Here is a 23,952-nt window from a genome sequence, read left to right as displayed (position 1 = left end):
TCGCCGTGGATGCCACGAGGGACTGCGAAGTGACGATGTCGAGGACGTCAGCATTGAACCACGATGATGAAGTGACGAAGTGACAGGTGAAGCATGATGGACTTTTTTGCGAAAACCGATAAGGGACAGCGGCGGCGTATGAACCAGGATTACGTCTTCGCGAGCGATCAGCCGGTGGGAACACTACCGAATCTTTTCCTGCTCGCAGACGGGATGGGCGGACATAAGGCGGGGGACTATGCCTCCCGCTATGCGGTCGATGAGCTCCGGCGTTATATCGAGAAGGCTGCGCAGCCACAGCCGGAGATCCGCCTGCTGCAGGAGGGAATACGTGACGTGAACCAGCGGCTCTACCGCCTGGCGCAGCAGAATCCGAATCTGAGCGGGATGGGCACGACGCTCGTGATCGCGCTGATCGAGGGGCCGAATCTGACCGTCGGTAATATCGGCGATTCCCGGGCATACCTCATCCATGGGAACAGCATCCGACAGATCACACGGGACCACTCCTATGTCGAGGAGATGGTACGGCGTGGTCTCATGCGGCGTGGCTCGAAGGAGTATATGGCGTCCCGCAATATCATCACGCGGGCCGTGGGCATCGAGCCGCAGGTGGAGGCTGATTTCTTCGAGATCGAGCTCAGTGAGGGCGATTATCTGCTGCTCTGCTCGGACGGTCTCTCCAACATGGTGGACAATGAAAGCATCCGAAACATCATTCGTGAGCACAGCACGGTACAGGAAAAGGTACAGGCGCTCATCGATATGGCAAACATCAACGGCGGGAAGGACAATATCGGCATCGTTCTGACCGGCCCTTACCGAGAGGAGGCGACGATATGATGCTGGAGCAGGGACAGGTGCTCGACGAACGTTATGAGATCGATACGCTGATCGGACAGGGTGGCATGAGCTATGTCTATCGTGCCAACGACCGGAAGATGGGGCGTGTGGTCGCGATCAAGGTCCTGAAGGAGGAGTACTGCGAGGATGAGGATTTCATCCGGAAGTTTCAGAATGAGGCCCAGGCAGCGGCGAAGCTGAATCATCCGAACATCGTCGCGGTGTATGACATCGTCGATAATCCGGAGACGAAGCTGCACTATATCGTGATGGAGCTCGTCGAGGGTATCACACTGAAAAACTATATCAAGCGTGCGGGACGCATGGACTCGCAGGAGACCATCGCCATCGCGCTGCAGGCGGCGGCCGGTATCGAGCTCGCGCATAAGATGGGCATCGTGCACCGGGATATCAAGCCGCAGAACATCATCGTCGACAGTGAGGGAAATGTGAAGGTGGCGGATTTCGGGATCGCCCGTGCCGCGACGCAGCAGACGGTCAATGCGACCGTCATGGGCTCTGTCCACTATATTTCGCCGGAACAGGCCCGCTCTGGGCAGTCGGATGAGCGTTCGGATATCTACAGCTTCGGCTGTACGATGTATGAGATGTTGACGGGCAAGGTGCCGTATGATGGCGACACCTCGGTGTCCGTCGTCTTCGCACACCTCGAGAATCCGATCCCGCACGTGAAGGAGCTGGTGCCGGATGTGTACCCTGCCCTCGATATGGCGGTGTACAAGTGCATGCAGAAGAAGGGAAAGCTTCGCTACCAGCACATCGGCGAGCTGATGGAGGACCTCCGGAAGGCACTGAAGGATCCGAGCGGTTCCTTCATGTCCGGGGAGATGCCGGAGGACCTCAGTGAGACCCGGGTGCTCTCTCCGCGGGAGCTGAATCAGCTGAAACACCGGCAGAAGCTTCGGAGGAAGCTCGCACATCTCGATGATACGGATGCACTTCCGCTCGATGATACGGAGGAAGATGAAACCAGCTTCCACATGACGAAGATCTACCGTGTGATCGTCGGTGTCTGTATCCTGCTGATCATCGTGCTCGTGCTGATCATCGGCCGCAATATGTTCTCCTTCTTCCGGGACAGCCGGACGGCGCTGGAAACGAGTCAGCCGATCGAGGCCTCCACCGAAACGACGGAGGCGGCGACGATCAATATCACGATCTCCGCGCTCGATAACCTGCTTCCGAACATCCTCGGAAAGACGGTGGCGGAGGCGGAGGACTATCTCGGAGACTATCATATCCATCTCCGGAGCGCGAAGGAAAGCTTCTCGGATCAGTATCCGACGGAGGGCACGATCATCGCTTACCAGAAGAAGATCCAGAACGGCAGCACCCTCGATGTGACCGTGTCGAAGGGCGCAGAGACCATCCGCTTCTATGATCCGGCAACGCCGGATAAACTGGATGCACTTCATGCCGTGAAGTGTGACACCCTGGTCGAGGCGCTGGAAAAACGAAAAATCAATTATAAGATCCAGGACGCGTTCTCCGACACGGTGCCGCTGGGCTATGTCATCAGCACGAACAAGCCGGATACCAGCGGAACATCGATGCTGATCATCACGCGTTCCGCCGGGTCTGCGAGCGAGAATGGCATGGCGCTGGTCCCGGAGCTGCGTACGCTTAGTGAGGACGATGCGCTGAGCACGCTGGAGGATGCAGGACTCACACTTGAGGGCATCGACTCTGTGCCGGATGCTGAGCATGAGGAGAATACGGTCATCGACCAGAGTCTGACACCTGGATCCGTGGTCCTGAAGGGGACGACGATCTCGCTCACGGTTTCCTCCGGCTCCGACGGAGAGACGAGTCAGAAGAGCACCACGACCGACGGTCAGGGTGACTGGTACGGCTCGATCAACACGGCCGTAAAGATCGGCGGTGAGACCAGTCCGGCGGCAGATACACGGCGGATCATCCTGATCCGTCTCTGTCAGGAAATCGATGGTGCGGAGCGCTATACGACGCTTCAGGAAGCGCGAAGCTATGAAGCCGGCACCGAGCTTCAGGTCGTGATCCCGAACATCCGGGGTGCAGCCGGCATCGGAAAGGGCACCGTCGAAATCGTCGATGCATCGAACGATACCGTCATCGCATCCTATACTGTGAATTTCGCACCACGTTCCTAGAGAGGTAATGCATGGCTTTAAAAGGTAAAATTTACAAGGGCATCGGTGGCTTCTACTATGTCCATACCCCGGAGGGCGACTATGAGTGCCGCGCGAAGGGTATCTTCCGAAACCGGAACGAGAAGCCGCTCGTCGGTGATGATGCGGAGATCGAAGCGGTACAGGATTCAGAGAAGGAGCATGAGGGCTCCGTCATCCGCATCCTTCCGCGGAAAAATCAGCTGATCCGGCCGGCCGTCGCGAACGTCGACCAGGCGGTCGTCATCTTCGCACTCCGCCATCCGGATCCGAATCTGAACCTGCTCGACCGCTTCCTCATCCATATGGAGCAGCGGGAGATCCCGGTGGTGATCTTCTTTAATAAGGTGGACCTCGTGCAGCCAGGCGAGGATCCGACAGAGGAAGAAGAAACGATGCCGGAGGAGCGCGATGCCTGGAAGAAGAAAAAGTCACGGGCGAAAACGATCCCGGAGATCCATGCGGAGCACCCGGAGATGATTCCGGAGATCTACCGCGCGGCGGGCTATCCGGTGCTCGAAATCAGCACCCGGAACGAGGACAGTCTGCCGAAGATCATGGAGGTACTGCGCGGAAAGACCACCGTTCTTTCCGGGCCGAGCGGGGTCGGCAAGTCTTCGCTCACGAACCTCATCCATCCGGCTGCAAACATGGAAACCGGGGAGCTCAGTAAGAAGATCGAGCGTGGGAAGAATACGACCCGTCACTCGGAGTTCTTTTATATCGATGACGAGACCTATGTGCTCGATACACCGGGCTTTACCTCGCTCTATGTGACGGATATCGAACCGGAGCGGCTGATGTACTACTTCCCGGAGTTTGAGGACTACCGCAGCGCGTGCCGCTTCAACACCTGCGTGCACGTCGGTGAAAAGGACTGTGCGGTGAAGCGTGCCGTCGCGGAAGGAAAGATCGCTCGCGAGCGCTATGAAAGCTATGTCATGCTCTATCAGGAGCTGAAGGAGCAGAAGCGATACTGATTATGAAACGTCGTCTTAAGACGGCAGAGGAGAATACTACTATGAATTATGATCTGTCCCCATCGATTTTATCCGCTGATTTCGGAACCCTGCGTGACGACCTCCGTGTACTCGAGGAGGCGGGCACGAAGTACCTGCATTTCGATATGATGGATGGCGATTTTGTGCCGAATATTTCCTTCGGCATGCCGGTGATCCAGTCGGTACGTAAGGATAACCACTGCTTCTTCGATGTCCATATGATGGTAACTGAGCCGGGCCGCTACATCGACGCAGTCGCCGATGCCGGTGCGGACGGCATCACCGTACACCAGGAGGCCTGCACACATCTCGACCGTACCCTTCAGCAGATTCGGGAGCGTGGCCTCAAGGCCGGTGTAGCCCTGAATCCGGCAACCCCGATCAGCACCCTGGACTGTGTCCTTCCGATGCTGGACCTGGTGCTCATCATGTCGGTCAACCCGGGCTTCGGTGGGCAGAAGCTGATCCCGTATACGATCGAGAAGATCCGTGCCCTGCGGAAGCAGACGGACGCGCTCGGCCTCGAGCTGAATATCGGCATCGATGGTGGTGTTACCCTCGACAACGTGCAGGAAATCAAGGATGCCGGTGCGAACTTCTTCATCGCCGGCTCTGCCGTCTTCAAGCCACGTGAGCGTATGGTGGAGAATGTGAAGGCATTTAACGCCATCCTGCACGCATAAAGGAGTTTTCCGTGATAAAGAAACTTGCGCTCATCAATGATTTATGCAGCGTCGGACGCTGCTCACTTTCCATCCAGATTCCAGTGGTTACAGCACTTAAGCTCAGCGCCTGCCCGATTCCGACCGCGGTGCTCAGCAACCATACGGCCTTCCCGCACGTATCCAGCACAGGACTTGGGGCGGTGATGGAAGAGCGGCTCGAGACATTGAGCGAAAATGACATCCATTTCGATGGGATCCTGATCGGCTACCTCGGTGACTGTACGGATCTCCGGGCCCTCGACGCGTATCTCGAGGCGGAGAAGCTGCGGAATCCGGCGCTGCGCATCTTCCTCGATCCGGCGATGGCGGATCATGGCCGTCTGTATCGCGGGATGACGGAGGAGCATATCGAGGCGATGCGGGCCCTCTGTCGGAAGGCGGATCTCATCTGCCCGAACCTGACGGAAGCGGCCTTCCTCGCCGACTTCGATTATGCGGGACTGAAGGAGACACTCGACCGCTGTACGAGCGCTGCGACACGCGGGATGGTGATGCACGCTCTGCTTTCGGAGCTGCATCATCTGACGGAGGGACAGATCGTCGTGACTGGTGTCGAGGCCTATCCGGAGACAGCGGAGGATAGAGCCACGACGCCGGAAGCCCTGATCAATGTCGTCTCGGAAGCGGATGGCGATCTCCGTTTCGTCGAGCATGCCCGGTCCGGCGATGCCCGTCCGGGGACCGGCGACCTCTTCAGTGCCATCGTCGCGAGTCTCTGTCTTCGCGGTGAGGAGCTCGAGAACGCCACGCGTCGCGCCGCCGACTTCGTCGCGCTCTGCATCCGACACAGCGAGGAGGAGAAGGTCCCGATCGTTTACGGCGTACAGTTTGAGGATGTCCTCGGAGCGCTGTAGATGTTCGGACGCAACTGTCCCTCCGGGTCCCCACCTGTCTGATCGGTTGCGACCCGTCCGTCAACTGTGACGGAATGACTTGAAAACAGACGTAAATAAGGCTATAGTAAATGGTGGTTTATCGCCAGAAAGATTTCGCAGAAGTGGAGAGGATCCTATGTTAGATATTAAATTTGTCAGAGAAAACCCGGAGCTTGTCAAGGAAAACATCAAGAAAAAGTTTCAGGATGAGAAGCTTCCGTTAGTCGATGAGGTCATCAAGTATGATCTCGAGGCGAGAAAGTGCCAGCAGGAGGCCGATGAGCTTCGTGCGAAGAAGAATGCGGTTTCGAAGCAGATCGGTGCGCTGATGGCGCAGGGGAAGAAGGCGGAGGCCGAAGAGGTCAAGGCCGAGGTCGGCGCATTTACCGCACGTCTCAAGGAGCTCGAGGAGCAGGAGCCGAAGCTTCAGGCGGAGGTGACGAAGCGCATGATGATCATCCCGAACATGATCGATGCATCCGTTCCGATCGGTCCGGATGATTCTCACAACGTCGAGAATGAGCGCTTCGGTGAGCCGGTCGTTCCGGCATTTGAGGTACCGTATCATACCGATATCATGGAGTCCTTCGGCGGTATCGATCTCGATGCAGCCGGACGTGTCGCAGGTAACGGCTTCTACTACCTGATCGGCGACATCGCGAGACTGCACTCTGCGGTGCTCAGCTATGCGCGCGATTTCATGATCAACCGTGGTTTTACCTATGTGATTCCGCCATATATGATTCGTTCCAAGGTTGTAGATGGTGTTATGTCCTTCGCAGAGATGGATGCCATGATGTATAAGATCGAGGGCGAGGACCTCTACCTCATCGGTACCTCGGAGCACTCGATGATCGGTCGCTTCATCGATGAGATCCTTCCGGCAGATACCCTTCCGCTTACCCTTACTTCCTATTCTCCTTGCTTCCGTAAGGAGAAGGGTGCACACGGTATCGAGGAGAGAGGCGTGTACCGTATCCACCAGTTCGAGAAGCAGGAGATGATCGTCGTCTGTGAGCCGGAGGATGCCATGGACTGGTACGAGAAGCTCTGGAAGAACACCGTTGATTTCTTCCGTTCGATGGAAATCCCGGTCAGAACACTGGAGTGCTGCTCCGGTGATCTCGCAGACCTCAAGGTGAAGTCCTGCGATGTCGAGGCGTGGTCACCACGTCAGAAGAAGTACTTCGAGGTCGGCTCCTGCTCGAACCTCGGCGATGCACAGGCGAGACGTCTGCACATCCGTATCAAGGGCAAGGATGGAAAGATCCATCTCGCAAACACCCTGAACAACACCTGTGTCGCTCCACCTCGTATGCTGATCGCGTTCCTCGAGAATCGTCTTCAGGCCGATGGCAGCATCACCATCCCGGAGGTGCTTCAGCCATACATGGGTGGTACCAAGGTGCTCATCCCGAAGTGGAACTCCATCGAAGGCAAGCCGGCAAACGCTTGATGATCGAAGACCTGTGCAGTAGCACAGGTCTTTTTATGTACATTCAGGCAGGGGCCGCGGAGGGGTGGCAATGGAGGTACAGTACTCCGCGGTCACTGCCCGAGCTGAAAGTCTTAATATTATTGACGAAGTTGTTAATGAATTCGTTTATTGTTTATAGATGGCAGCTATCATATAATGAAGGCCATGAAGCCAGTTTATGATTTGACAAGTTGTGGGAGAGATGTAGTGGAACCGATCATCAAGGTGCGGGATTTATATAAGATTTTCAAAATCGGAGACAATAAGGTCTATGCGCTGAATGGTGTGTCCTTCGATGTCTACCAGGGGGAGTTCGTCGCGATCGTCGGCACCTCCGGCTCCGGTAAATCGACCTGTCTCAATATGCTGGCCGGTCTGGAAGCGCCGAGTCGAGGGGCGATTCAGATCGCGGGGAAGCGCATCGATAGGATGAGCGAAGCGGAGCTCGTCAGCTTCCGGCGTCAGAATGTCGGCTTCATCTTTCAGAGCTATAATCTGATCGGCTCGATGAATGCGGTCGAGAATGTCGCGATGCCGCTGATGTTCCGCGGGGTGCCGTATGAGAAGCGTATCCGGGAAGCAGAGAAGTATATGAAGCTGATCGGCATCGGGGATCAGGGAGAGCATATGCCGAACCAGATGTCCGGTGGACAGCAGCAGCGTGTCGGGATCGCTCGTGCGCTCGTCATCGACCCGAAGATCATCTTCGCCGATGAGCCGACGGGTAATCTTGATTCACATACGACGGAGGATGTGCTGAGCCTTCTTCGGAAAATCGTACGTGAGGAGGACCGCACGCTGATCATGGTCACCCATGATGCACACATCGCTTCCTGGGCGGATCGGCAGCTGCGTGTCGTCGATGGAAAGATCGTCGAGACCGTGATCCGTCCGGATAGCCCGATCGAACAGAAAATAGAAACAGAAACCGGAAATCCGCCTTTTGCGCAGGTGACGCCACTCGGCTGAGTACGGTGTATATAGAGGGGTATAAAATCATGAATCATTTTCACACACAAAAGCATACGATCCTTCGGCGTTTTCTGTGCGGCGCGATGGTGCTCGCGCTCCTGTCGCCGGCATTGACCTTCGTACAGCCGATGGAGGCCCAGGCGTCCTACGTCGATACGAATATGAACACCTTCATCCATGATGCGGCAGACACACCGGTTGCGGGGATCGGGCAGGATTTCCAGCTGACCGTGAAGGTCGGCTTCAACGGCGTGAACGGTCTCTATAATCCGACCGGTGACGTCATCAACAACGTGCGCGTGCGCCTGAGTCAGGACCAGAATCTCTTAAATACGAAGGGCATCGTGCCGAATTCAAAAAAGTCGAATCCGTATGATGAAGACTCGGACAACGAGCAGGAGTCCCTGCAGCATGATGCGTACAATGAAGGCTACCAGGCGGGGGCGCAGCGTGCCTATAATGCGTCGCTGGGCCTTACCTATCCGGTGGACGGTGGTACCTATCCGCTCGAGATCGGCACATCGACGATGAACCAGGAGAAGAACCTTGGCTCGCTGCAGAAGGGCGAGTACAAGGAGGTGACCTTCAATGTAAAGATCCGGAACGATATCAAGGAAGGCTACTATGCGATCCCGATTTCGATGAACTATGATGTGCCGTACAACTCGACGGGGCAGTACGGCAGTCTCAGCCGCGCCGAGTTCATCAATATCTATGTGCAGGACCTCGGAACGATTTCGAATCCGACCAGCGCGACGAAGGATCAGGCCTTCGTGCTCGGCGAGGGACAGTCGACACCGAGCGGTACCTATCCGGGAACCGTACAGTTCGCCGTGAACCTTCGGAATAAGAAGGGACGGGCCCTCTATGATGTCGTCGTGAAGATGAATAAGGGAAACGGTGGTGCAGCCTCGGGTGATTCGTCTTCGACGGCGGCCGCTGGAAAGGTCGACTACAGCAGCTTCCCGTTCCGTGTGACGGAGGAGAACTATGACCGCAGCTTCGCCAGTGTCGAGGCGGATCAGACGATCTCGGCTCCGTACTCGATGGCCATCGCGAAGGATTCGAAGAGCGGTGACCATGCCATCGGCTTCACGGTGAGCTATAAGGAGACGCCGAACGCGACCATCACGAAGACAGAGCAGTATACCTACTACGTACATATCAGCAACCCGACCACGGATGAAACCGACAGTCAGCGTGATTTCAATGCTAACGACCGTTCGAAGGCACGACTCGTCGTGGCGGGCTATCATACCGAACCGGAGAAGGTGTTTGCCGGTCAGCCGTTTAAGCTGGTGGTGCAGATGCAGAACGCAAGTACCGGCATCAGTGCCAGCAACATCCTGCTTTCCCTCGAGTCGGAAAAGGTGAATGAGTCCTCGGCACTGTCGACGGAGAACGGCGCGAACTCCTATGTCATCAACAGCCTCGCGGCCGGGGAGACGAAGGAAATCGCCTGGAATATGGTGGCGGAACCGGGGGTCGACCCGCGGTCCTATGCGCTGACCATCAATGAAAAGTATGACTCCCCGGATTTCAAAAATGCCGAGGAGAAGGTGACGCTGAATATCATGGTCAATCAGGAGGCACGACTTTCGGTTTCCAACTACGATGTGATGCCCGAAAGCATTGACGTCGGCAGTGAATCTAACGTGATGTTCAATATCAACAACACCGGCAAGGTGATTCTCTATAATGTCACTGCGGAGTTTAAGGCGGATTCCATCAATGATACCAGCAGCTACGTCGGCAACATCAAGCCGGGTGAGTCGGGCTCCGTGGATGCGATGATCACGGGTGCGGCTCCGACCATGGATGATGGTACGATCCAGGTCATCATCAGCTACGAGGATGTGAACGGAGAGGTGCATACCTCCGAGCAGACGGTGAACCTCATGGTGAACGAGCCGATGGAAAGCACGGATGACATGAACGGCATGGATATGATGCCGGAAGAAACGCCTGGATTTTTCCAGCGCTTCCGACTCCCGATCATCGGTGGGGGCGTCGTTCTGCTGGCGGCAGCTGCGGTTTTCGTGAAGAAGCATAAGGATAAGAAGAAGCAGGAAAAGGAAAACGATGAGACTATTTGATCTTATCAAGCTCGCAACGAGTAACCTGAAGCGACGAAAGATGCGAACCGTACTTACGGTCCTCGGTGTCGCTATCGGTACGGCGTCCATCGTGGTCATGGTGAGTCTCGGCATCGGGATGAGTGCGATGATGCTGAAGTCCTACCAGAGCATGGGCTCGCTGACCCGGATCGACGTATACGAGGGTGGTTATGGCGGCGGCACGAATGGCGATCAGTCCATGATGCTGACCGACGAGACCGTGGAGAGCTTTAAGCATATCCCCCATGTGACCGGCGTGAGTCCGTCCATCGAGGTGAATATCGAGGCGAAGTGCAAGGGCGTCAGCGGCTCCTTCAGCATTGTGGGTGTCACCCAGGATTATCTTCAGCAGCTTGAGCTCCGGGACGGCGGACATCTGCCGGCGGCGAACTCGGATACGCTGGAGCTCCTGTATGGTAATCAGATTCTGTACAGCAGCTTCTATAAGCAGAAAACCTGGGAGAATGTCGAGATCGACCCGGAGAAGGATACGGTATTCATCACCTTCCCGCAGCCGAGCACCTCGCAGGGAACACAAAGCAGTGAGGGCAGTACGCAGGAGCCGAAGCAGAAGAAGTACATCTTCCCGGTGGCCGGGATCATGAAGGGCGGCGCTGAGGACTGGTCGGATGGCTCGTATAATGTCTACACGGACATCGACAGTCTGAAGCGTTTTCTGAAGAAAATCTATAAGAAGGCGCTGGTGCCGAATCCGAGGACGAATAAAAACGGGAAGCCGTATCCGTACTATGTATACAATAATGTCTATGTTTTCGTCGATGACATGGATAACGTCAGTGCAGTACAGAAGCAGATCTCGGACATGGGCTTCAGTGTGAGTTCCAGTATGGAGTGGCTGAAGCAGGCGCAGCAGCAGCTCAATATGGTGCAGCTCGTGCTCGGCGGTATCGGCGGTGTATCGCTTCTCGTCGCGGCGATCGGTATCATGAATACCATGATGATGTCGATCTATGAGCGGACGAAGGAAATCGGTGTTATGAAGGTGCTGGGCTGTGCGATGCCGGATATCCGGAACATGTTCCTCTGTGAATCCGGTATGATCGGGCTCATGGGTGGTATCGCGGGACTCGCTGTCAGCTATCTGATTTCCTATATCATCAATTCCTTTACGAAAAATGCCGGTTCGATGATGTTCGGCTCCGGCTCGACGGGCGGGCTGTCCAGCATTCCGCTCTGGCTCGCGGCCTTCGCGATCGGCTTCGCCATCGCGGTCGGCACGATCGCCGGCTATGTTCCGGCGGCGCGTGCGATGAAGCTGAGTCCGCTGGCAGCGATCCGAAATGAATGATTCTATAGCCGGTCTTCCGACGCCCTTCTATACTTCTCATGATTATTAATTATATTGAGTATTTTGAAGCACGATGATATAATGCGGCAAAATGCCAAATTTGGAGGGAGTACGAAATGATCAAGGTTGCAAAATTTGGCGGAAGCTCCTGCGCCTCCGCGGAACAGTTCAGAAAAGTAAAGGACATCGTTCTTTCTGATAAGTCGAGACACTATATCGTGGTTTCGGCACCAGGTAAGCGGGCTTCCGGCGATACGAAGGTGACCGATCTTCTCTATCGTCTCCAGGATGCAGTCGAAGATGAGAAGAAGTTCCAGGAGACGCTTCAGACGATCAAGGATCGTTATCAGGAGATCATTGACGGCCTCGGGCTCGATTTCAGTCTGGCAGCGGACTTCGATCGGATCGAGCAGGATCTCAAGGCTGGTGCAGATCGTGATTATGCGGCTTCCCGCGGTGAGTTTCTGAATGCGAAGCTGATGGCGGCCTATCTCGGCTTCAGCTTCATCGATTCTGCAAGCTGCTTTGTCTTCAAGGAGGACCGGTGCTGTGATTACCAGAAGACGGAAGAGGGCATCCGCGCAGCACTGAAGGATATCGATTATGCGGTATTCCCGGGCTTCTATGGTGCGAACGAGAAGGGTGAGGTCGTTACCTTCAGCCGTGGCGGCTCAGACGTGACCGGCTCCCTGATCGCAGCGGCGGAGCATGTCGATCTCTATGAGAACTGGACGGATGTATCCGGCTTCCTCGTTGCGGATCCACGCATCGTGCCGAATCCGGAGGTCATCGATTACATCACCTACCGTGAGCTTCGTGAGCTGAGTTACATGGGTGCCGGTGTACTGCATGAGGACGCGATCTTCCCGGTACGCCGTGAGGGTATCCCGATCCAGATCAAGAACACGAACCGTCCGGAGGATCATGGTACCCTCATCGTGCAGAATACGTTGAAGAAGCCGCGTTTCATCATCACCGGTGTCAGCGGAAAGAAGGATTTCTGTGCGATCAACATCGAAAAGGCGATGATGAACTCGGAGATCGGCTTCGCCCGGAAGCTTCTTTCCGTCCTCGAGGACAACAACATCTCCTTCGAGCACATCCCGTCCGGTATCGATACGATGACCCTCGTCATCCATCAGGAGGAGCTCGAGCACTGTGAGCAGAAGATCCTGAACGGCATCCAGCGTGCCGTGAATCCGGACCTCATCGAGCTCGAGTCGGACATCGCTCTGATCGCGGTCGTCGGACGTGGCATGAAGTCATCCCGTGGTGTGGCCGGTCGTGTATTCTCTGCACTCGCCCATGAGTACATCAACATCAAGATGATCGACCAGGGCTCCAGCGAGTACAACATCATCATCGGTGTACGGAACGAGGATTTCGAAAAAGCCATCCGTGCCATCTACAAGATGTTCGTCATGAGCGCTAAATAATATGAATGTTTGACATAAGTCCCGGGGGCAGGCTTTCAATGGCCGCCCCGGGACTTTTATCATGCCCGGACATATGATATAATGCGCGAAGCGAGGATAAAACGATGAGAATAATTGTGATCGGCGGCGGAGCTGCCGGACTGATGGCGGCGATCGCGGCGAAGGAAACCGCGGCGGACGCCGATGTGGTTTTAATAGAAAAGAATGATAAACTCGGAAAAAAGATCTTCATCACGGGAAAGGGGCGCGGCAATCTGACGAATGCGGTGGCCATCGAGGATTTCTTTCCGCAGTATGTGACGAATCCGCGTTTTCTGTACTCGGCACTGTATGACTTCACGAATCAGGATACGATCGAGCTGCTGGAGGCGCACGGCTGCCGGACGAAGGTTGAGCGTGGCGACCGAGTCTTCCCGGTATCGGATCATGCCTACAGTATCACGGATGCACTTAAGCACTCTATCAAGAAACTGGGCGTCGAGATCCGCTATAAGACCGAGGTGAAGAAGATCGAGCTTCGGGACGGGCAGGTCCGTGGTGTGGTGACGGATCGTGGCTTCCTGCCGGCGGATGCGGTGATCGTCGCGACCGGCGGCCGCAGCTATCCGTCGACCGGCTCTACCGGTGATGGCTATCGCTTCGCCGAGGAGGCTGGCCTCCAGGTGACGGAAACCTATCCGTCCCTCGTCGCCCTCGAGGTGCATGAACCGGATGCCTACCGTCTGAAGGGCTTAAGCCTCCGAAACATCGCGATCGATATCCGGGACGAGGATGGAAAAAGCTACTACCGGGACTTCGGTGAGCTCGAGTTTATGGAGAGCGGACTGCGTGGCCCGGTGATCATCTCGGCATCGGCGGTCGTAACGAAGCTCGTCAATGCTTCCGACCATAAAAAGTGGAAGCTCCTCACCGTGCACATCGACCTGAAGCCGGCGCTGGAGGATGCAGAGCTCGACCGTCGCCTGCTCCGTGATTTTGATACCTATCGGAATAAGGAGCTCCGCAATGCGTTTTCCGAGCTCCTCCCATCGCAGCTGATTCCGGTCTTCACGGCACGACTCGCCGCGCAGGGGGTCGATATCAATCGAAAGGTCACCGAGGTCGATCGCGAGACACGGAAGAAGATCGCGGGCCTCATCCGGGATTTCAGCTTCACGATCCGCGGTACCGGCAGCTTCAAGGAGGCCATCGTCACCCAGGGTGGCGTCGCTGTGAAGGAGCTGAATCCGAAAACGATGGAAGCGAAGAAGGTGAAGGGACTGTACTTCGCCGGCGAGGTCATCGACGTCGACGGCTATACCGGCGGCTTCAATATGCAGATGGCCTTCTCCACCGGCCACCTCGCCGGTAAGTCTGCCGCTGAAGCACTCAATTATAAATATTAGATAAATGGAACAATTCAGGTCACCGCCCCTGCGAGCACTGACCTGAATTGTAACAATGTGAAATATGAAGGAGGCTGTTATGCCATATAGTATTGCCATCGATGGGCCGGCGGGTGCCGGCAAGTCGACGATTGCGAAGGCCGTAGCGCGAGAACTCGGCTATGTTTATATCGATACCGGTGCCATGTATCGTGCCGTCGGTCTGTTCTGTCTCGATCAGGCTATCGCCCTCACGGATGAGGCGCGCGTGTCGGAGGCGGTGCGCGACATCGACATCACGATCGCCTATGATGAGGAAGGAGCTCAGCAGGTCTTCCTGAACGGCGCCAATGTCTCCACCCGGATTCGTACCCAGCAGGTCGGTGATGCCGCATCCACGGTGTCCCAGTATCCGGCCGTGCGGGAGAAGATGGTGAAGCTGCAGCAGAGCCTCGCGGAGCATACCTCGGTCGTGATGGATGGCCGGGATATCGCATCGAAGGTGCTTCCGCATGCGGATACGAAGATCTATCTCACTGCATCCGTCGAGGAACGCGCACATCGTCGTGCGAACGAACTCCGTGAAAAGGGAGAGACCTGTGACATCGCAGAGGTTGAGGCGGAGATCCGTGCGCGGGATGACCGCGATATGCATCGTCAGCATTCCCCACTCATCCAGGTGCCGGAGGCGGTGCTCGTCGACAGCTCGACACTGACCATCGATGAGACGATCGACCGTATCCTCGAGATCTGTATGCAGCATTGAGGTCGGCGCGATATGAAGGTAACACTTGCAAAAACCGCCGGCTTCTGCTTCGGCGTGCAGCGCGCGGTTGATACCGTGTACCGCGTACTCGAGGAGGAGCATGAAAAACCGCTCGATGAACAGCGTTCGATCTATACGTACGGACCGATCGTGCATAATGAAACCGTGATCCAGAAGCTCGCCGCAGAGGGCGTGGAGGTACTCGAATCCGAGGAGGAGCTTGCGACGCTTCACGACGGCATCGTCATCATCCGTGCACATGGGGTGCCGAAGCACATCTATGAGCTGCTTGAAAAGCAGAAGGTCGAAGCCGTCGATGCTTCGTGCCCCTTCGTCCAGAAGATCCAGCGCCTCGTGCAGCAGCACACAGCAGCCGGTGAAGAGGTCTTCGTGACCGGAAACCCGGAGCATCCGGAGGTGATCGGCATCATGGGCTGGGCGGAAGGCGGCATTTCTGCGATTCCGGACATCGAAACCGCTGAAAAATTACCAAACGGAGAGGGCAGAAGCGTGGTCGTTGTGTCACAAACCACGTTTAATATCGATAAATTCAAACTGATTATTGATATTTTGAAAAAAAAGCATTATTATGTTAATGCTATTAATACGATTTGCAACGCAACGTTTGAGCGACAGTCGGAGGCGAAGGAACTGGCGAAACAGTCCGACGCCATGATTGTCATTGGGGGACGCAGTTCCTCCAACACGAAGAAACTTTTTGAGATTTGTAAAGACCAGTGTCGTAACACCCAGTTGATACAAACGGTTGGAGATCTTAACTTCGTTCAGGATGAAGCGGTTCAAAACGTAGGTATTACAGCTGGGGCAAGCACCCCGAAAGAAATTATTGAGGAGGTTCAAAATTATGTCAGAGATGAGTTTTGAACAGATGCTTGACGCATCATTAAAGTCTATTCATGCAGGGGAGATTGTTACTGGTAAGGTTATTAGTGTAAAGCCTGACGAGATTGCACTCAACATTGGGTACAAGTCCGATGGTATCATGACCAGAAGTGATTACAGCGCAGATAACACTGTAGACCTCACCACAGTAGTCAATGTCGGCGATGAAATCGAGTGCAAGGTAAAGAAGGTAAACGATGGAGAGGGACAGGTTGTTCTTTCTCACAGAGAGGCTCTTGCTTCCAAGGCTTCCGAGGAGCTCAAGGATGCATTTGAGAACCAGACCGTTCTTACCGGCAAGGTTGTTCAGGTTGTCAAGGGCGGCCTGAATGTTGAGGTAAATGGTGCACGTGTATTTATCCCTGCATCCCTCGTATCTGATACCTTCGAGAGAGATCTCACCAAGTATCAGGGTCAGGATATCCAGTTTGTGATCACTGAGTTCAATCCGATGAAGCGCAGAGTCATCGGTGATCGTAAGCAGCTTATGGCAGCTACGAAGAAGGAGCAGCACGACAAGCTCTTCAGTGAGCTTCAGGTCGGCGATGTTCGTACCGGTGTTGTTAAGAACCTTACTGATTTCGGTGCATTCATCGATCTCGGTGGCGCTGATGGTCTCCTTCATATCTCCGAGATGTCCTGGGGCCGTATCGAGAACCCGAAGAAGCTTTTCAAGTCCGGCCAGGAGGTTAAGGTACTTGTTAAGGAGATCAACGGTGAGAGAATCGCTCTTACACGTAAGTTCCCGGATGAGAACCCGTGGAAGGATGCAGAGACCAAGTTCGCTGTTGGTACGGTTGTAAGCGGCAAGGTTGCACGTATGACCGACTTTGGCGCATTCGTAGAGCTTGAGAAGGGCATCGATGCACTTCTTCACGTATCTCAGATTTCCAGAGAGCATGTGAACAAGCCGTCAGACGTTCTCGAGGTTGGCCAGGAGATCGAGGCGAAGATCGTCGATCTCGACGTAGACAGTCACAAGATTTCCCTGAGCATGAAGGCTCTTTCTGAGCCGGAGCGCAAGGAGGATCTCGATGTTGCAGACGTTGACATCGAGGCTGTAGGCAAGGCTGAGGCTGAGCGCGTAGACGAGGAGTAATCCGCATAGACAGAGGGTCGGACAGAAATGTCCGGCTCTCTTTTTTTAAAATCCTTGCGTGGGACTTTTTTACGTGCTATACTCTTGATTCGGATATGTTGACTCATGGGAGAAGTATGCGCATTTCCCCTGTGCGTTTGCATAATATATAAAACGAAAGTTTCGGAGGTACTCTTAATGAGCGTTAAAGTTGAAAATCTTGAGAAGAATATGGCTAAGCTGACCGTTGAGGTGGACAATGCTGAGTTTTTAAAGGCCATCGATGTAGCATACAAGAAGAACCGTAACAAGTTCAATCTTCCTGGTTTCCGTAAGGGCAAGGCACCGAAGGAGATGATCATGAAGATGTACGGACCACAGGTATTCTTCGAGGATGCGCTCAATGAGATTCTTGATAAGACCTATCCGGAGGCTGCGAAGGAGTCCGGCCTCGAGATCGTTTCCAGACCGGAGATCGGCGTAGAACAGATCGGTATGGATCAGAACGTGATCTACACAGCAACCGTTGCTGTAAAGCCGGAGGTTACCCTCGGTGAGTATAAGGGCGTTACGGTAGAGAAGGCAGAGACCACGGTAAGCGCAAAGGAAGTCAACGAGAAGCTGGCTGCTGAGCTTGAGAAGAATGCACGTGTCGTTGAGGTTGATCGTGAGATCAAGAAGGATGATATCGCAAACATCGATTTCGTGGGCTCCGTAGACGGTGTTGAGTTCGAAGGTGGCAAGGGCGAGGATTACCCGCTGACCATCGGCTCTGGCACCTTCATCCCGGGCTTCGAGGATCAGCTGATCGGCCACAAGGCTGGTGAGACCGTCGATGTAAAGGTTACCTTCCCGGAGAACTACGGCGCAAAGGATCTCGCAGGTAAGGAAGCACTTTTCGTAACCACCATCAAGACGGTTAAGGAGAAGCAGGTTCCGGCTGCTGACGACGAGTTCGCATCCGAGGTTTCTGAGTTCGACACCCTCGATGAGTATAAGAAGGATCTGAAGAAGACCCTGAAGGAGGAGAAGGAGAAGGCTGCAACCACGACCAATGAGAGAAATGTCATCGCAAAGGTCGTTGAGAACGCTTCCGTAGAGATCCCGGCACCGATGCTTGAGGCACAGCTGGACAACATGCTCTATGATTACCAGACCAGACTTGCTCAGCAGGGCATCCCGATGGATCAGTATCTCAAGATCACCGGCCAGACTGTAGAGCAGATCAAGGACCAGATGAAGGAGAGCGCTGAGAAGAATCTCAAGACGTCCCTTGTGATCGAAGCCATCATGGAGAAGGAGAACATCACCGTCGCTGAAGAGCGTGTAGATGAGGAGTTCAAGAAGATCGCAGAGCAGTACAAGATGGAGTATGATGACCTCAAGAAGACGGTTTCCGAGGAGCAGAAGGAGAGCATGAAGAGAGAGATCGCTTTCCAGGAGACCATCGATATGCTCGTAGCTGAGGCGAACCTTGTAAAGGCAGAGAAGAAGTCCAAGAAGGCTGCTGAGGACGAGGAGAAGACTGAGGAGTAATTCCTGTATCGCTTCATCGAAGATTTAAAGATTTTTAGCGGTGCAGGTAACTGCACCGCCTTTTTTAAGATTCATAGGGAGGTTTCATTATGAATTTAACACCTAGAGATATTACAACGATTCCGTATGTCATTCAGTCGACATCCAGAGGAGAGCGTTCCTATGACATCTTCTCCCGTCTTCTGAATGAGCGTATCATCTTCCTCGGAGATGAAGTGAATCATGATACCGCTTCCCTCGTCGTCGCACAGCTTCTGTACCTCGAGTCCGAGGATCCGGATAAGGACATCAGCCTGTACATCAACAGCCCGGGTGGCGTGATCACGGACGGTATGGCGATCTACGATACCATGCGTTACATCAAGTGCGATGTATCCACCATCTGTGTCGGCATGGCTGCATCGATGGGTGCCTTCCTCCTGGCCGGCGGTACGAAGGGCAAGCGTATGATCCTTCCGAATGCTGAGGTCATGATTCACCAGCCGTCGGGCGGTGCACAGGGCCAGGCCACGGAGATCCAGATCACGGCAGAGTGGATCCTTCGTACGAAGAAGCACATGGCGGAGATCCTCGCAGCGAACTGCGGACAGCCGGTGGAGAAGGTGATGGAGGATACGGAGCGTGATCACTGGATGACGGCACAGCAGGCGCTGGAGTACGGCATCGTCGATCATATCTTCGAATCACGCGAAGCAGCTGAGGTACGGAACTTAGTACCGGTAGCAGCATCATCAGACTAACCAGAACGAGAGGACTGCATTCATGCAAATGAAACCAGACGATAAAATCCGCTGTTCTTTCTGCGGTAAATCGGCGAAGCAGGTACATAAGCTCATCGCCGGTTTAAATAATAATTATATCTGTGACGAGTGTGTCGAGCTCTGCGAGGAGATCCTGAACGAGCAGGATGGTGATTTCAGAGAGGACAGCGACACCTCAGACATCCATCTTCTGAAGCCGAAGGAGATCCATGATTTCCTCGATGAGTATGTCATCGGACAGGATGAGGCGAAGAAGGTGCTGTCTGTAGCGGTTTATAACCACTACAAGCGCATCACCTCTAAAATCAAGGACATCGACGTTCAAAAGTCGAACATCCTGATGATCGGACCGACCGGTACCGGTAAGACCTACCTGGCACAGACCCTGGCCCGCATCCTCGGCGTTCCGTTCGCAATCGCAGATGCTACGGCGCTCACCGAAGCCGGCTATGTCGGCGAGGATGTCGAGAACATCCTCCTGAAGCTGATTCAGGCGGCAGACTATGATATCAAGCGTGCGGAGATCGGTATCATCTATATCGATGAGATCGATAAGATCACGAAGAAGTCGGAGAATGTCTCCATCACCCGTGATGTCTCCGGCGAGGGCGTTCAGCAGGCACTGCTGAAGATCCTCGAGGGGACCGTCGCTTCCGTACCACCTCAGGGCGGACGGAAGCATCCGCAGCAGGAGCTCATCCAGATCGATACGACGAATATCCTGTTCATCTGCGGCGGTGCATTTGACGGCCTCGAGCACATCATCGAGAAGCGTGTCGCTTCCGGATCGATGGGCTTCGGTGCGGACATCGTCGAGAAGAATCGCGACAACTACGATGACATCCTTCGTCAGGTACAGCCGGAGGATCTCGTACGCTTCGGTCTGATCCCGGAGTTTATCGGACGAGTACCGGTTGATGTCACCCTGCAGTCACATGATGCGGCGACCCTGAAGCGTATTCTGACGACCCCGAAGAACGCGCTCGTGAAGCAGTATCAGAAGCTGTTTGAGATCGACGGTGTCGAGCTCCGATTTACGGATGAGGCAGTCAGCGCCATCGCCGAGAAGGCAGCCGAGCGCAAGACCGGTGCCAGAGGACTCCGCTCCATCATGGAAGATATGATGATGGACATCATGTATGAGATTCCGTCCGAGCCGGACATCCAGAGCGTGGAGATCACGGAGGATGTGGTGAAGGGCACGGGCGAACCGATCATCACCCGTAAAGAGAAGAAAACAGCCCCTCGTGCAGATGCAGCAGATACGGCTGTATGAGTTTGACGAAACCCGATCGGTTATGTGCCGACCGGGTTTCCTGATCCTGAACCAGCTGGATCCGTCAGGTATCAATCATCACTAAGAAAAGGAGATTCCATGAAGATCACTTCTGTAGAGCTGGAGAGAGTGCTGGGCGTAAAATCCGAGCTTCCGAAGACCGGAAAACCTGAATTTGTCATGGCGGGACGATCCAATGTCGGAAAGTCCTCCTTTATCAATGCCTTCGTCAATCGAAAGAACTTCGCCCGTACGAGCTCGACACCGGGTAAGACGCGCACGATCAACTTTTATAACATCAACGAACGGTTTTATCTCGTCGACCTCCCTGGCTACGGCTATGCATCCACCGGTGCGGTCGAGCAGGAGAAGTGGGGTCGGATGATCAACCGCTATCTCGAAACCTCGGACGACATCGAGGAGGTGATCCTCTTCGTAGACATCCGCCACGATCCATCGAAGCTCGACATCCAGATGTTCGACTACGTGACCCAGGTCACCGGCTTCGAGCCGATCGTCATCCTGACGAAGATGGATAAGATCAATCGCTCACAGATCAAAAAGCAGACCGCTGCGATCCGCAAGGCTCTGCACGCGACGGAAAACTGTACGATGATCCCGTTCTCCTCCCAATCAAAGCAGGGACTCGAGAGCATCTATGCGATCATCGACGAGATTATGGATGCCCCGGAAACTCCAGAGACACAGGTGTGAGCCTGGATGTAGTAAGGGCTCAGGTAGTGGACCCTCCGGGCCCCTTACCTGTCTGAACTGTTACATCTGATGTAAACCGGGAATTGCAAAATTCCGAAAACGGGCTTGACATCGGTGCGGACTGGTGCTAGTCTATAAAGGTCGTAAAGACAAAGGAAAGTAGGTATCCACCTCACCTTGGCAGTTGTAGCTGACCCGGGTTCATATTTGATTATTACTTCGTGTATTTTCATTATGGTGGATTGGCTTACAATCCGCCATTTTTTTGAATTCGACCAGTGTATGTGGAGAGGAGTTTATGGCTATTAAGAAAAACGCAAGCATCGAAATTAACGAGCAGATCCGTGACAGAGAGGTAAGAGTCATTGGTGCAGAGGGCGAGCAGCTCGGTATCATGTCTTCCAAGGACGCTTATATGATGGCGAAGGAGAAGGACCTGGATCTTATTAAGATCGCGCCGACTGCAACGCCGCCTGTTGTAAAGATCGCCGACTTCGGTAAGTATCGTTACGAGATGATGCGTAAGGAAAAGGAAGCCAAGCGTAATCAGCGCGTAACTGAGCTGAAGGAGATCCGTATGACACCGAACATCGATCAGAACGATCTCAACACAAAGTTATCCGCTGCACGTAAGTTCCTCGAGAAGGGCAATAAGGTCAAGGTCGCTCTTCGATTCAGAGGCCGTGAGATGTCTCGTATGAATCAGTCCAAGTACATCCTTGACGAGTTCGCCGAGCAGCTGAAGGACATCGCTGTCCTCGATAAGCCGGCGAAGGTAGAAGGCAGAAACATGGCGATTGTAATAAGCCCGAAAAAGTAAAATCACAGGAGGCTGTTATGGCAAAGTTAAAGCTGAAGACAAAGAGAGCTGCTGCTAAGCGCTTTAAAGTTACTGGCACAGGAAAGCTTGTAAGAAATAAGGCTTACAAGTCTCACATTCTCACCAAGAAGACAACGAAGCGTAAGAGAGGCCTGCGCAAGGATACTGTCCTTGATCAGACCAACGTTAAGACGATGAAGAAGATTCTTCCATACCTTTGATTTGTAGACTTTAGAGGAGGAAATTAAAATGAGAATTAAGGGCGGATTAAACGCTAAGAAGAAGCATAATAGAGTACTCAAGCTTGCTAAAGGCTACAGAGGATCTCGCTCCAAGCACTACAGAGTAGCGAAGCAGAGCGTAATGAGAGCACTTACGGAGTCCTACAGAGGCCGTAAGGAGAGAAAGAGACAGTTCAGACAGCTCTGGATCGCTCGTATCAACGCAGCTGCAAGACTGAATGGTCTTTCTTACAGCAAGTTCATGTTCGGCCTCAAGAATGCCGGCATCGATATGAACCGTAAGATGCTTTCCGAGATCGCAATCGCTGATCCGGAGGGATTTGCAAAGCTCGCTGAGACTGCAAAGGCTAACCTCGCAAAGTAATGTTCGACCGACAGGATTCGTCCTGTCGGTTTTTTAATGCTCGTTTGCCGTGCGGACGTGAAGAGGCCGGCGATGGACTCTGTGGCCGAACACGCATTTCGATGACAATCCGGCCAGCACCCAGGAGGGCCGGCAACAGAAGCACAGTACTCCGAGGCCGGTAAACTCTAAGCCAGGGACCCTAAGCGGCACTAGGCCCTCTGCAATCACTGAGTTTTCTTGAGGAAAACTCAGCGTTGCAGAGGGTTCCAAGGAGAGATAGCACCAAGTGCCGCTAAGGGGACCTGGCTTGATTTTACACGTCCTCTACGTATGGCTTCTGTTGCCGGTCCTCATGGGCACTGGCCGATTTCCGTTTCCCGATGAAAAATCAAATATCTAACTCGGAAAAACACATAAAAAAGAACCGATTCTTATGAATCGATTCTTTGATGCGGAAGAAGGGATTTGAACCCTCAAGAGTGTAACCTCACACGGACCTGAACCGTGCGCGTCTGCCGTTCCGCCACTTCCGCGAACTCGTATATAATAGCATGGTGAGATGGGTTCGTCAACAACTAATTTTCACTTTTTTTGATTGGACTTTGCGGTGGGATCGGTCACGGAGTCCACTGCCGGGCCACCACATTTGAATTCAGTGGAGGAACGCGCCGAGCACGCCGTAGGAGACGATCGACATGATGGCGGAGGCGAGCAGTACGCCGACGATGATGGCGAGGAAGGACTTCTTCCGCGGCATGTGCAGGAGGCCTGCGACGAGGGAGCCGGTCCATGCGCCGGTGCCCGGGAGCGGGATGCCGACGAAGAGCACGAGGCCCCAGAAATCATACTTCTGAATCGATGCCTGGTTCTTCTCGACCTTCTCACGGAGCTTTCGCGCGATCCCCTGTGTCGGTCCGAAATGCTCACAGGCCAGTACGATCTTCTCGATGAAGAGAAGGATCAGCGGGATCGGCAGGAGATTTCCAACGATGCAGAGGATCAGTGCACGCAGATATGGCACGCCCAGCAGCGAGGATGCGAGGAGTCCGCCACGGAGCTCCAGGATCGGCATCAAGGAAATGATGAAGACGATGGCGTCCTTCGAGAGGAGTCCCGTCAGGTGAGTAGTGACAAAGCTTACAAGTGCTTCCATTTTTGACCTCAATTTCCTAATAATATCGTAATTCAGTTTTCTTGAATGCCCCTATGGAATGTGATAGACT

General features: G+C 54.2%; 22 protein-coding genes and 1 tRNA gene. 21 read left to right on the top strand and 2 right to left on the bottom strand.

Annotated elements, in window-relative coordinates; all coding sequences use genetic code 11:
* The first annotated feature begins 96 nt into the window (after positions 1–96).
* From ACK8P7_RS04530 to rplT, 21 genes are all read left to right on the top strand, one after another.
* Positions 97–843, top strand: coding sequence for a Stp1/IreP family PP2C-type Ser/Thr phosphatase (locus ACK8P7_RS04530; RefSeq protein ID WP_410043076.1), 747 nt, complete (start codon positions 97–99; stop codon positions 841–843).
* Entirely contained in the window at positions 840–2,993 is a 2,154-nt protein-coding gene (gene pknB / locus ACK8P7_RS04525; protein ID WP_410043039.1) for a Stk1 family PASTA domain-containing Ser/Thr kinase, read from the top strand. The genes ACK8P7_RS04530 and pknB overlap by 4 nt, the downstream gene beginning before the upstream one ends.
* Positions 2,994–3,004: 11 nt before the next feature.
* The gene (gene rsgA / locus ACK8P7_RS04520) at positions 3,005–3,991 is read left to right on the top strand and encodes a ribosome small subunit-dependent GTPase A (RefSeq protein ID WP_410043038.1); all 987 of its coding nucleotides are present in this window, start codon (positions 3,005–3,007) and stop codon (positions 3,989–3,991) included.
* A 2-nt stretch (positions 3,992–3,993) separates the two neighbouring features.
* Positions 3,994–4,695 (top strand): ribulose-phosphate 3-epimerase, encoded by a 702-nt coding sequence (gene rpe, locus ACK8P7_RS04515; protein ID WP_410043037.1) that lies wholly within the window; start codon positions 3,994–3,996, stop codon positions 4,693–4,695.
* 11 nt (positions 4,696–4,706) lie between these two features.
* A complete protein-coding gene (locus tag ACK8P7_RS04510) occupies positions 4,707–5,591 on the top strand; it encodes a bifunctional hydroxymethylpyrimidine kinase/phosphomethylpyrimidine kinase (protein ID WP_410043036.1) in 885 nt (294 codons plus the stop codon).
* A gap of 157 nt (positions 5,592–5,748) precedes the next feature.
* Positions 5,749–7,068 (top strand): serine--tRNA ligase, encoded by a 1,320-nt coding sequence (serS, locus tag ACK8P7_RS04505; protein WP_410043035.1) that lies wholly within the window; start codon positions 5,749–5,751, stop codon positions 7,066–7,068.
* A 186-nt stretch (positions 7,069–7,254) separates the two neighbouring features.
* Complete coding sequence (locus ACK8P7_RS04500; protein ID WP_410043034.1) at positions 7,255–8,058, top strand: ABC transporter ATP-binding protein; 804 nt, start codon at positions 7,255–7,257, stop codon at positions 8,056–8,058.
* A gap of 29 nt (positions 8,059–8,087) precedes the next feature.
* On the top strand, positions 8,088–10,157 hold the full coding sequence (locus ACK8P7_RS04495) for a COG1361 S-layer family protein (protein ID WP_410043033.1): 2,070 nt from the start codon (positions 8,088–8,090) through the stop codon (positions 10,155–10,157).
* Positions 10,144–11,487 (top strand): ABC transporter permease, encoded by a 1,344-nt coding sequence (locus ACK8P7_RS04490; protein WP_410043032.1) that lies wholly within the window; start codon positions 10,144–10,146, stop codon positions 11,485–11,487. Before ACK8P7_RS04495 ends, ACK8P7_RS04490 begins: the two co-directional genes overlap by 14 nt.
* A 116-nt stretch (positions 11,488–11,603) precedes the next feature.
* The gene (locus ACK8P7_RS04485) at positions 11,604–12,923 is read left to right on the top strand and encodes an aspartate kinase (RefSeq protein WP_410043031.1); all 1,320 of its coding nucleotides are present in this window, start codon (positions 11,604–11,606) and stop codon (positions 12,921–12,923) included.
* Positions 12,924–13,027: 104 nt separating this feature from the next.
* Positions 13,028–14,308 carry an NAD(P)/FAD-dependent oxidoreductase gene (locus ACK8P7_RS04480; RefSeq protein WP_410043030.1) on the top strand — a complete coding sequence of 427 codons (1,281 nt, stop codon included), beginning with the start codon at positions 13,028–13,030 and terminating at the stop codon, positions 14,306–14,308.
* A gap of 79 nt (positions 14,309–14,387) precedes the next feature.
* Positions 14,388–15,053 (top strand): (d)CMP kinase, encoded by a 666-nt coding sequence (cmk, locus tag ACK8P7_RS04475; protein WP_410043029.1) that lies wholly within the window; start codon positions 14,388–14,390, stop codon positions 15,051–15,053.
* Between the two features lie 12 nt (positions 15,054–15,065).
* Entirely contained in the window at positions 15,066–15,938 is an 873-nt protein-coding gene (gene ispH / locus ACK8P7_RS04470) for a 4-hydroxy-3-methylbut-2-enyl diphosphate reductase (RefSeq protein ID WP_410043028.1), read from the top strand.
* Positions 15,919–17,055: a 30S ribosomal protein S1 gene (gene rpsA, locus ACK8P7_RS04465; protein WP_410043027.1), complete on the top strand. Its 1,137-nt coding sequence runs from the start codon at positions 15,919–15,921 to the stop codon at positions 17,053–17,055. Before ispH ends, rpsA begins: the two co-directional genes overlap by 20 nt.
* A gap of 177 nt (positions 17,056–17,232) precedes the next feature.
* Positions 17,233–18,570: a trigger factor gene (gene tig / locus ACK8P7_RS04460; RefSeq protein WP_410043026.1), complete on the top strand. Its 1,338-nt coding sequence runs from the start codon at positions 17,233–17,235 to the stop codon at positions 18,568–18,570.
* An 89-nt stretch (positions 18,571–18,659) separates the two neighbouring features.
* On the top strand, positions 18,660–19,310 hold the full coding sequence (gene clpP / locus ACK8P7_RS04455; RefSeq protein WP_410043025.1) for an ATP-dependent Clp endopeptidase proteolytic subunit ClpP: 651 nt from the start codon (positions 18,660–18,662) through the stop codon (positions 19,308–19,310).
* Positions 19,311–19,332: 22 nt separating this feature from the next.
* A complete protein-coding gene (clpX, locus tag ACK8P7_RS04450; RefSeq protein WP_410043024.1) occupies positions 19,333–20,607 on the top strand; it encodes an ATP-dependent Clp protease ATP-binding subunit ClpX in 1,275 nt (424 codons plus the stop codon).
* A 99-nt stretch (positions 20,608–20,706) separates the two neighbouring features.
* Entirely contained in the window at positions 20,707–21,321 is a 615-nt protein-coding gene (gene yihA / locus ACK8P7_RS04445; RefSeq protein ID WP_410043023.1) for a ribosome biogenesis GTP-binding protein YihA/YsxC, read from the top strand.
* Between the two features lie 298 nt (positions 21,322–21,619).
* Positions 21,620–22,141: a translation initiation factor IF-3 gene (infC, locus tag ACK8P7_RS04440; RefSeq protein ID WP_410043022.1), complete on the top strand. Its 522-nt coding sequence runs from the start codon at positions 21,620–21,622 to the stop codon at positions 22,139–22,141.
* A 17-nt stretch (positions 22,142–22,158) separates the two neighbouring features.
* Positions 22,159–22,362, top strand: coding sequence for a 50S ribosomal protein L35 (rpmI, locus tag ACK8P7_RS04435; protein ID WP_410043021.1), 204 nt, complete (start codon positions 22,159–22,161; stop codon positions 22,360–22,362).
* Positions 22,363–22,390: 28 nt separating this feature from the next.
* Positions 22,391–22,747, top strand: coding sequence for a 50S ribosomal protein L20 (gene rplT / locus ACK8P7_RS04430; protein WP_410043020.1), 357 nt, complete (start codon positions 22,391–22,393; stop codon positions 22,745–22,747).
* A gap of 432 nt (positions 22,748–23,179) precedes the next feature.
* Here the strand turns inward: rplT and ACK8P7_RS04425 are convergent.
* Together ACK8P7_RS04425 and ACK8P7_RS04420 are read right to left on the bottom strand one after the other, a co-directional pair.
* Positions 23,180–23,262: transfer RNA gene (locus ACK8P7_RS04425), tRNA-Leu, on the bottom strand.
* 119 nt (positions 23,263–23,381) lie between these two features.
* The gene (locus tag ACK8P7_RS04420; protein ID WP_410043019.1) at positions 23,382–23,882 is read right to left on the bottom strand and encodes a COG2426 family protein; all 501 of its coding nucleotides are present in this window, start codon (positions 23,880–23,882) and stop codon (positions 23,382–23,384) included.
* Between the last annotated feature and the right edge of the window lie 70 nt (positions 23,883–23,952).

Origin of the sequence: Oribacterium sp. P9 (assembly GCF_046365365.1) — a bacterium.
Lineage (GTDB): Bacteria > Bacillota > Clostridia > Lachnospirales > Lachnospiraceae > Oribacterium.
The sequence above is the reverse complement of the archived record's forward strand: the minus strand, read 5'-3'. Positions and strand labels throughout refer to the sequence as shown.

Coding starts and splice junctions, on each gene's coding strand:
- infC (WP_410043022.1), top strand. CDS start 21,620: ATGGCTATTAAGAAAAACGCAAGCATCGAAATTAACGAGCAGATCCGT.
- pknB (WP_410043039.1), top strand. CDS start 840: ATGATGCTGGAGCAGGGACAGGTGCTCGACGAACGTTATGAGATCGAT.
- ACK8P7_RS04420 (WP_410043019.1), bottom strand. CDS start 23,882: ATGGAAGCACTTGTAAGCTTTGTCACTACTCACCTGACGGGACTCCTC.
- clpX (WP_410043024.1), top strand. CDS start 19,333: ATGCAAATGAAACCAGACGATAAAATCCGCTGTTCTTTCTGCGGTAAA.
- ACK8P7_RS04500 (WP_410043034.1), top strand. CDS start 7,255: ATGAAGCCAGTTTATGATTTGACAAGTTGTGGGAGAGATGTAGTGGAA.
- ACK8P7_RS04480 (WP_410043030.1), top strand. CDS start 13,028: ATGAGAATAATTGTGATCGGCGGCGGAGCTGCCGGACTGATGGCGGCG.
- rpmI (WP_410043021.1), top strand. CDS start 22,159: ATGGCAAAGTTAAAGCTGAAGACAAAGAGAGCTGCTGCTAAGCGCTTT.
- ACK8P7_RS04490 (WP_410043032.1), top strand. CDS start 10,144: ATGAGACTATTTGATCTTATCAAGCTCGCAACGAGTAACCTGAAGCGA.
- ACK8P7_RS04485 (WP_410043031.1), top strand. CDS start 11,604: ATGATCAAGGTTGCAAAATTTGGCGGAAGCTCCTGCGCCTCCGCGGAA.
- ispH (WP_410043028.1), top strand. CDS start 15,066: ATGAAGGTAACACTTGCAAAAACCGCCGGCTTCTGCTTCGGCGTGCAG.
- clpP (WP_410043025.1), top strand. CDS start 18,660: ATGAATTTAACACCTAGAGATATTACAACGATTCCGTATGTCATTCAG.
- tig (WP_410043026.1), top strand. CDS start 17,233: ATGAGCGTTAAAGTTGAAAATCTTGAGAAGAATATGGCTAAGCTGACC.
- ACK8P7_RS04530 (WP_410043076.1), top strand. CDS start 97: ATGGACTTTTTTGCGAAAACCGATAAGGGACAGCGGCGGCGTATGAAC.
- cmk (WP_410043029.1), top strand. CDS start 14,388: ATGCCATATAGTATTGCCATCGATGGGCCGGCGGGTGCCGGCAAGTCG.
- rpe (WP_410043037.1), top strand. CDS start 3,994: ATGAAACGTCGTCTTAAGACGGCAGAGGAGAATACTACTATGAATTAT.
- rsgA (WP_410043038.1), top strand. CDS start 3,005: ATGGCTTTAAAAGGTAAAATTTACAAGGGCATCGGTGGCTTCTACTAT.
- serS (WP_410043035.1), top strand. CDS start 5,749: ATGTTAGATATTAAATTTGTCAGAGAAAACCCGGAGCTTGTCAAGGAA.
- rpsA (WP_410043027.1), top strand. CDS start 15,919: ATGTCAGAGATGAGTTTTGAACAGATGCTTGACGCATCATTAAAGTCT.
- rplT (WP_410043020.1), top strand. CDS start 22,391: ATGAGAATTAAGGGCGGATTAAACGCTAAGAAGAAGCATAATAGAGTA.
- ACK8P7_RS04495 (WP_410043033.1), top strand. CDS start 8,088: ATGAATCATTTTCACACACAAAAGCATACGATCCTTCGGCGTTTTCTG.
- yihA (WP_410043023.1), top strand. CDS start 20,707: ATGAAGATCACTTCTGTAGAGCTGGAGAGAGTGCTGGGCGTAAAATCC.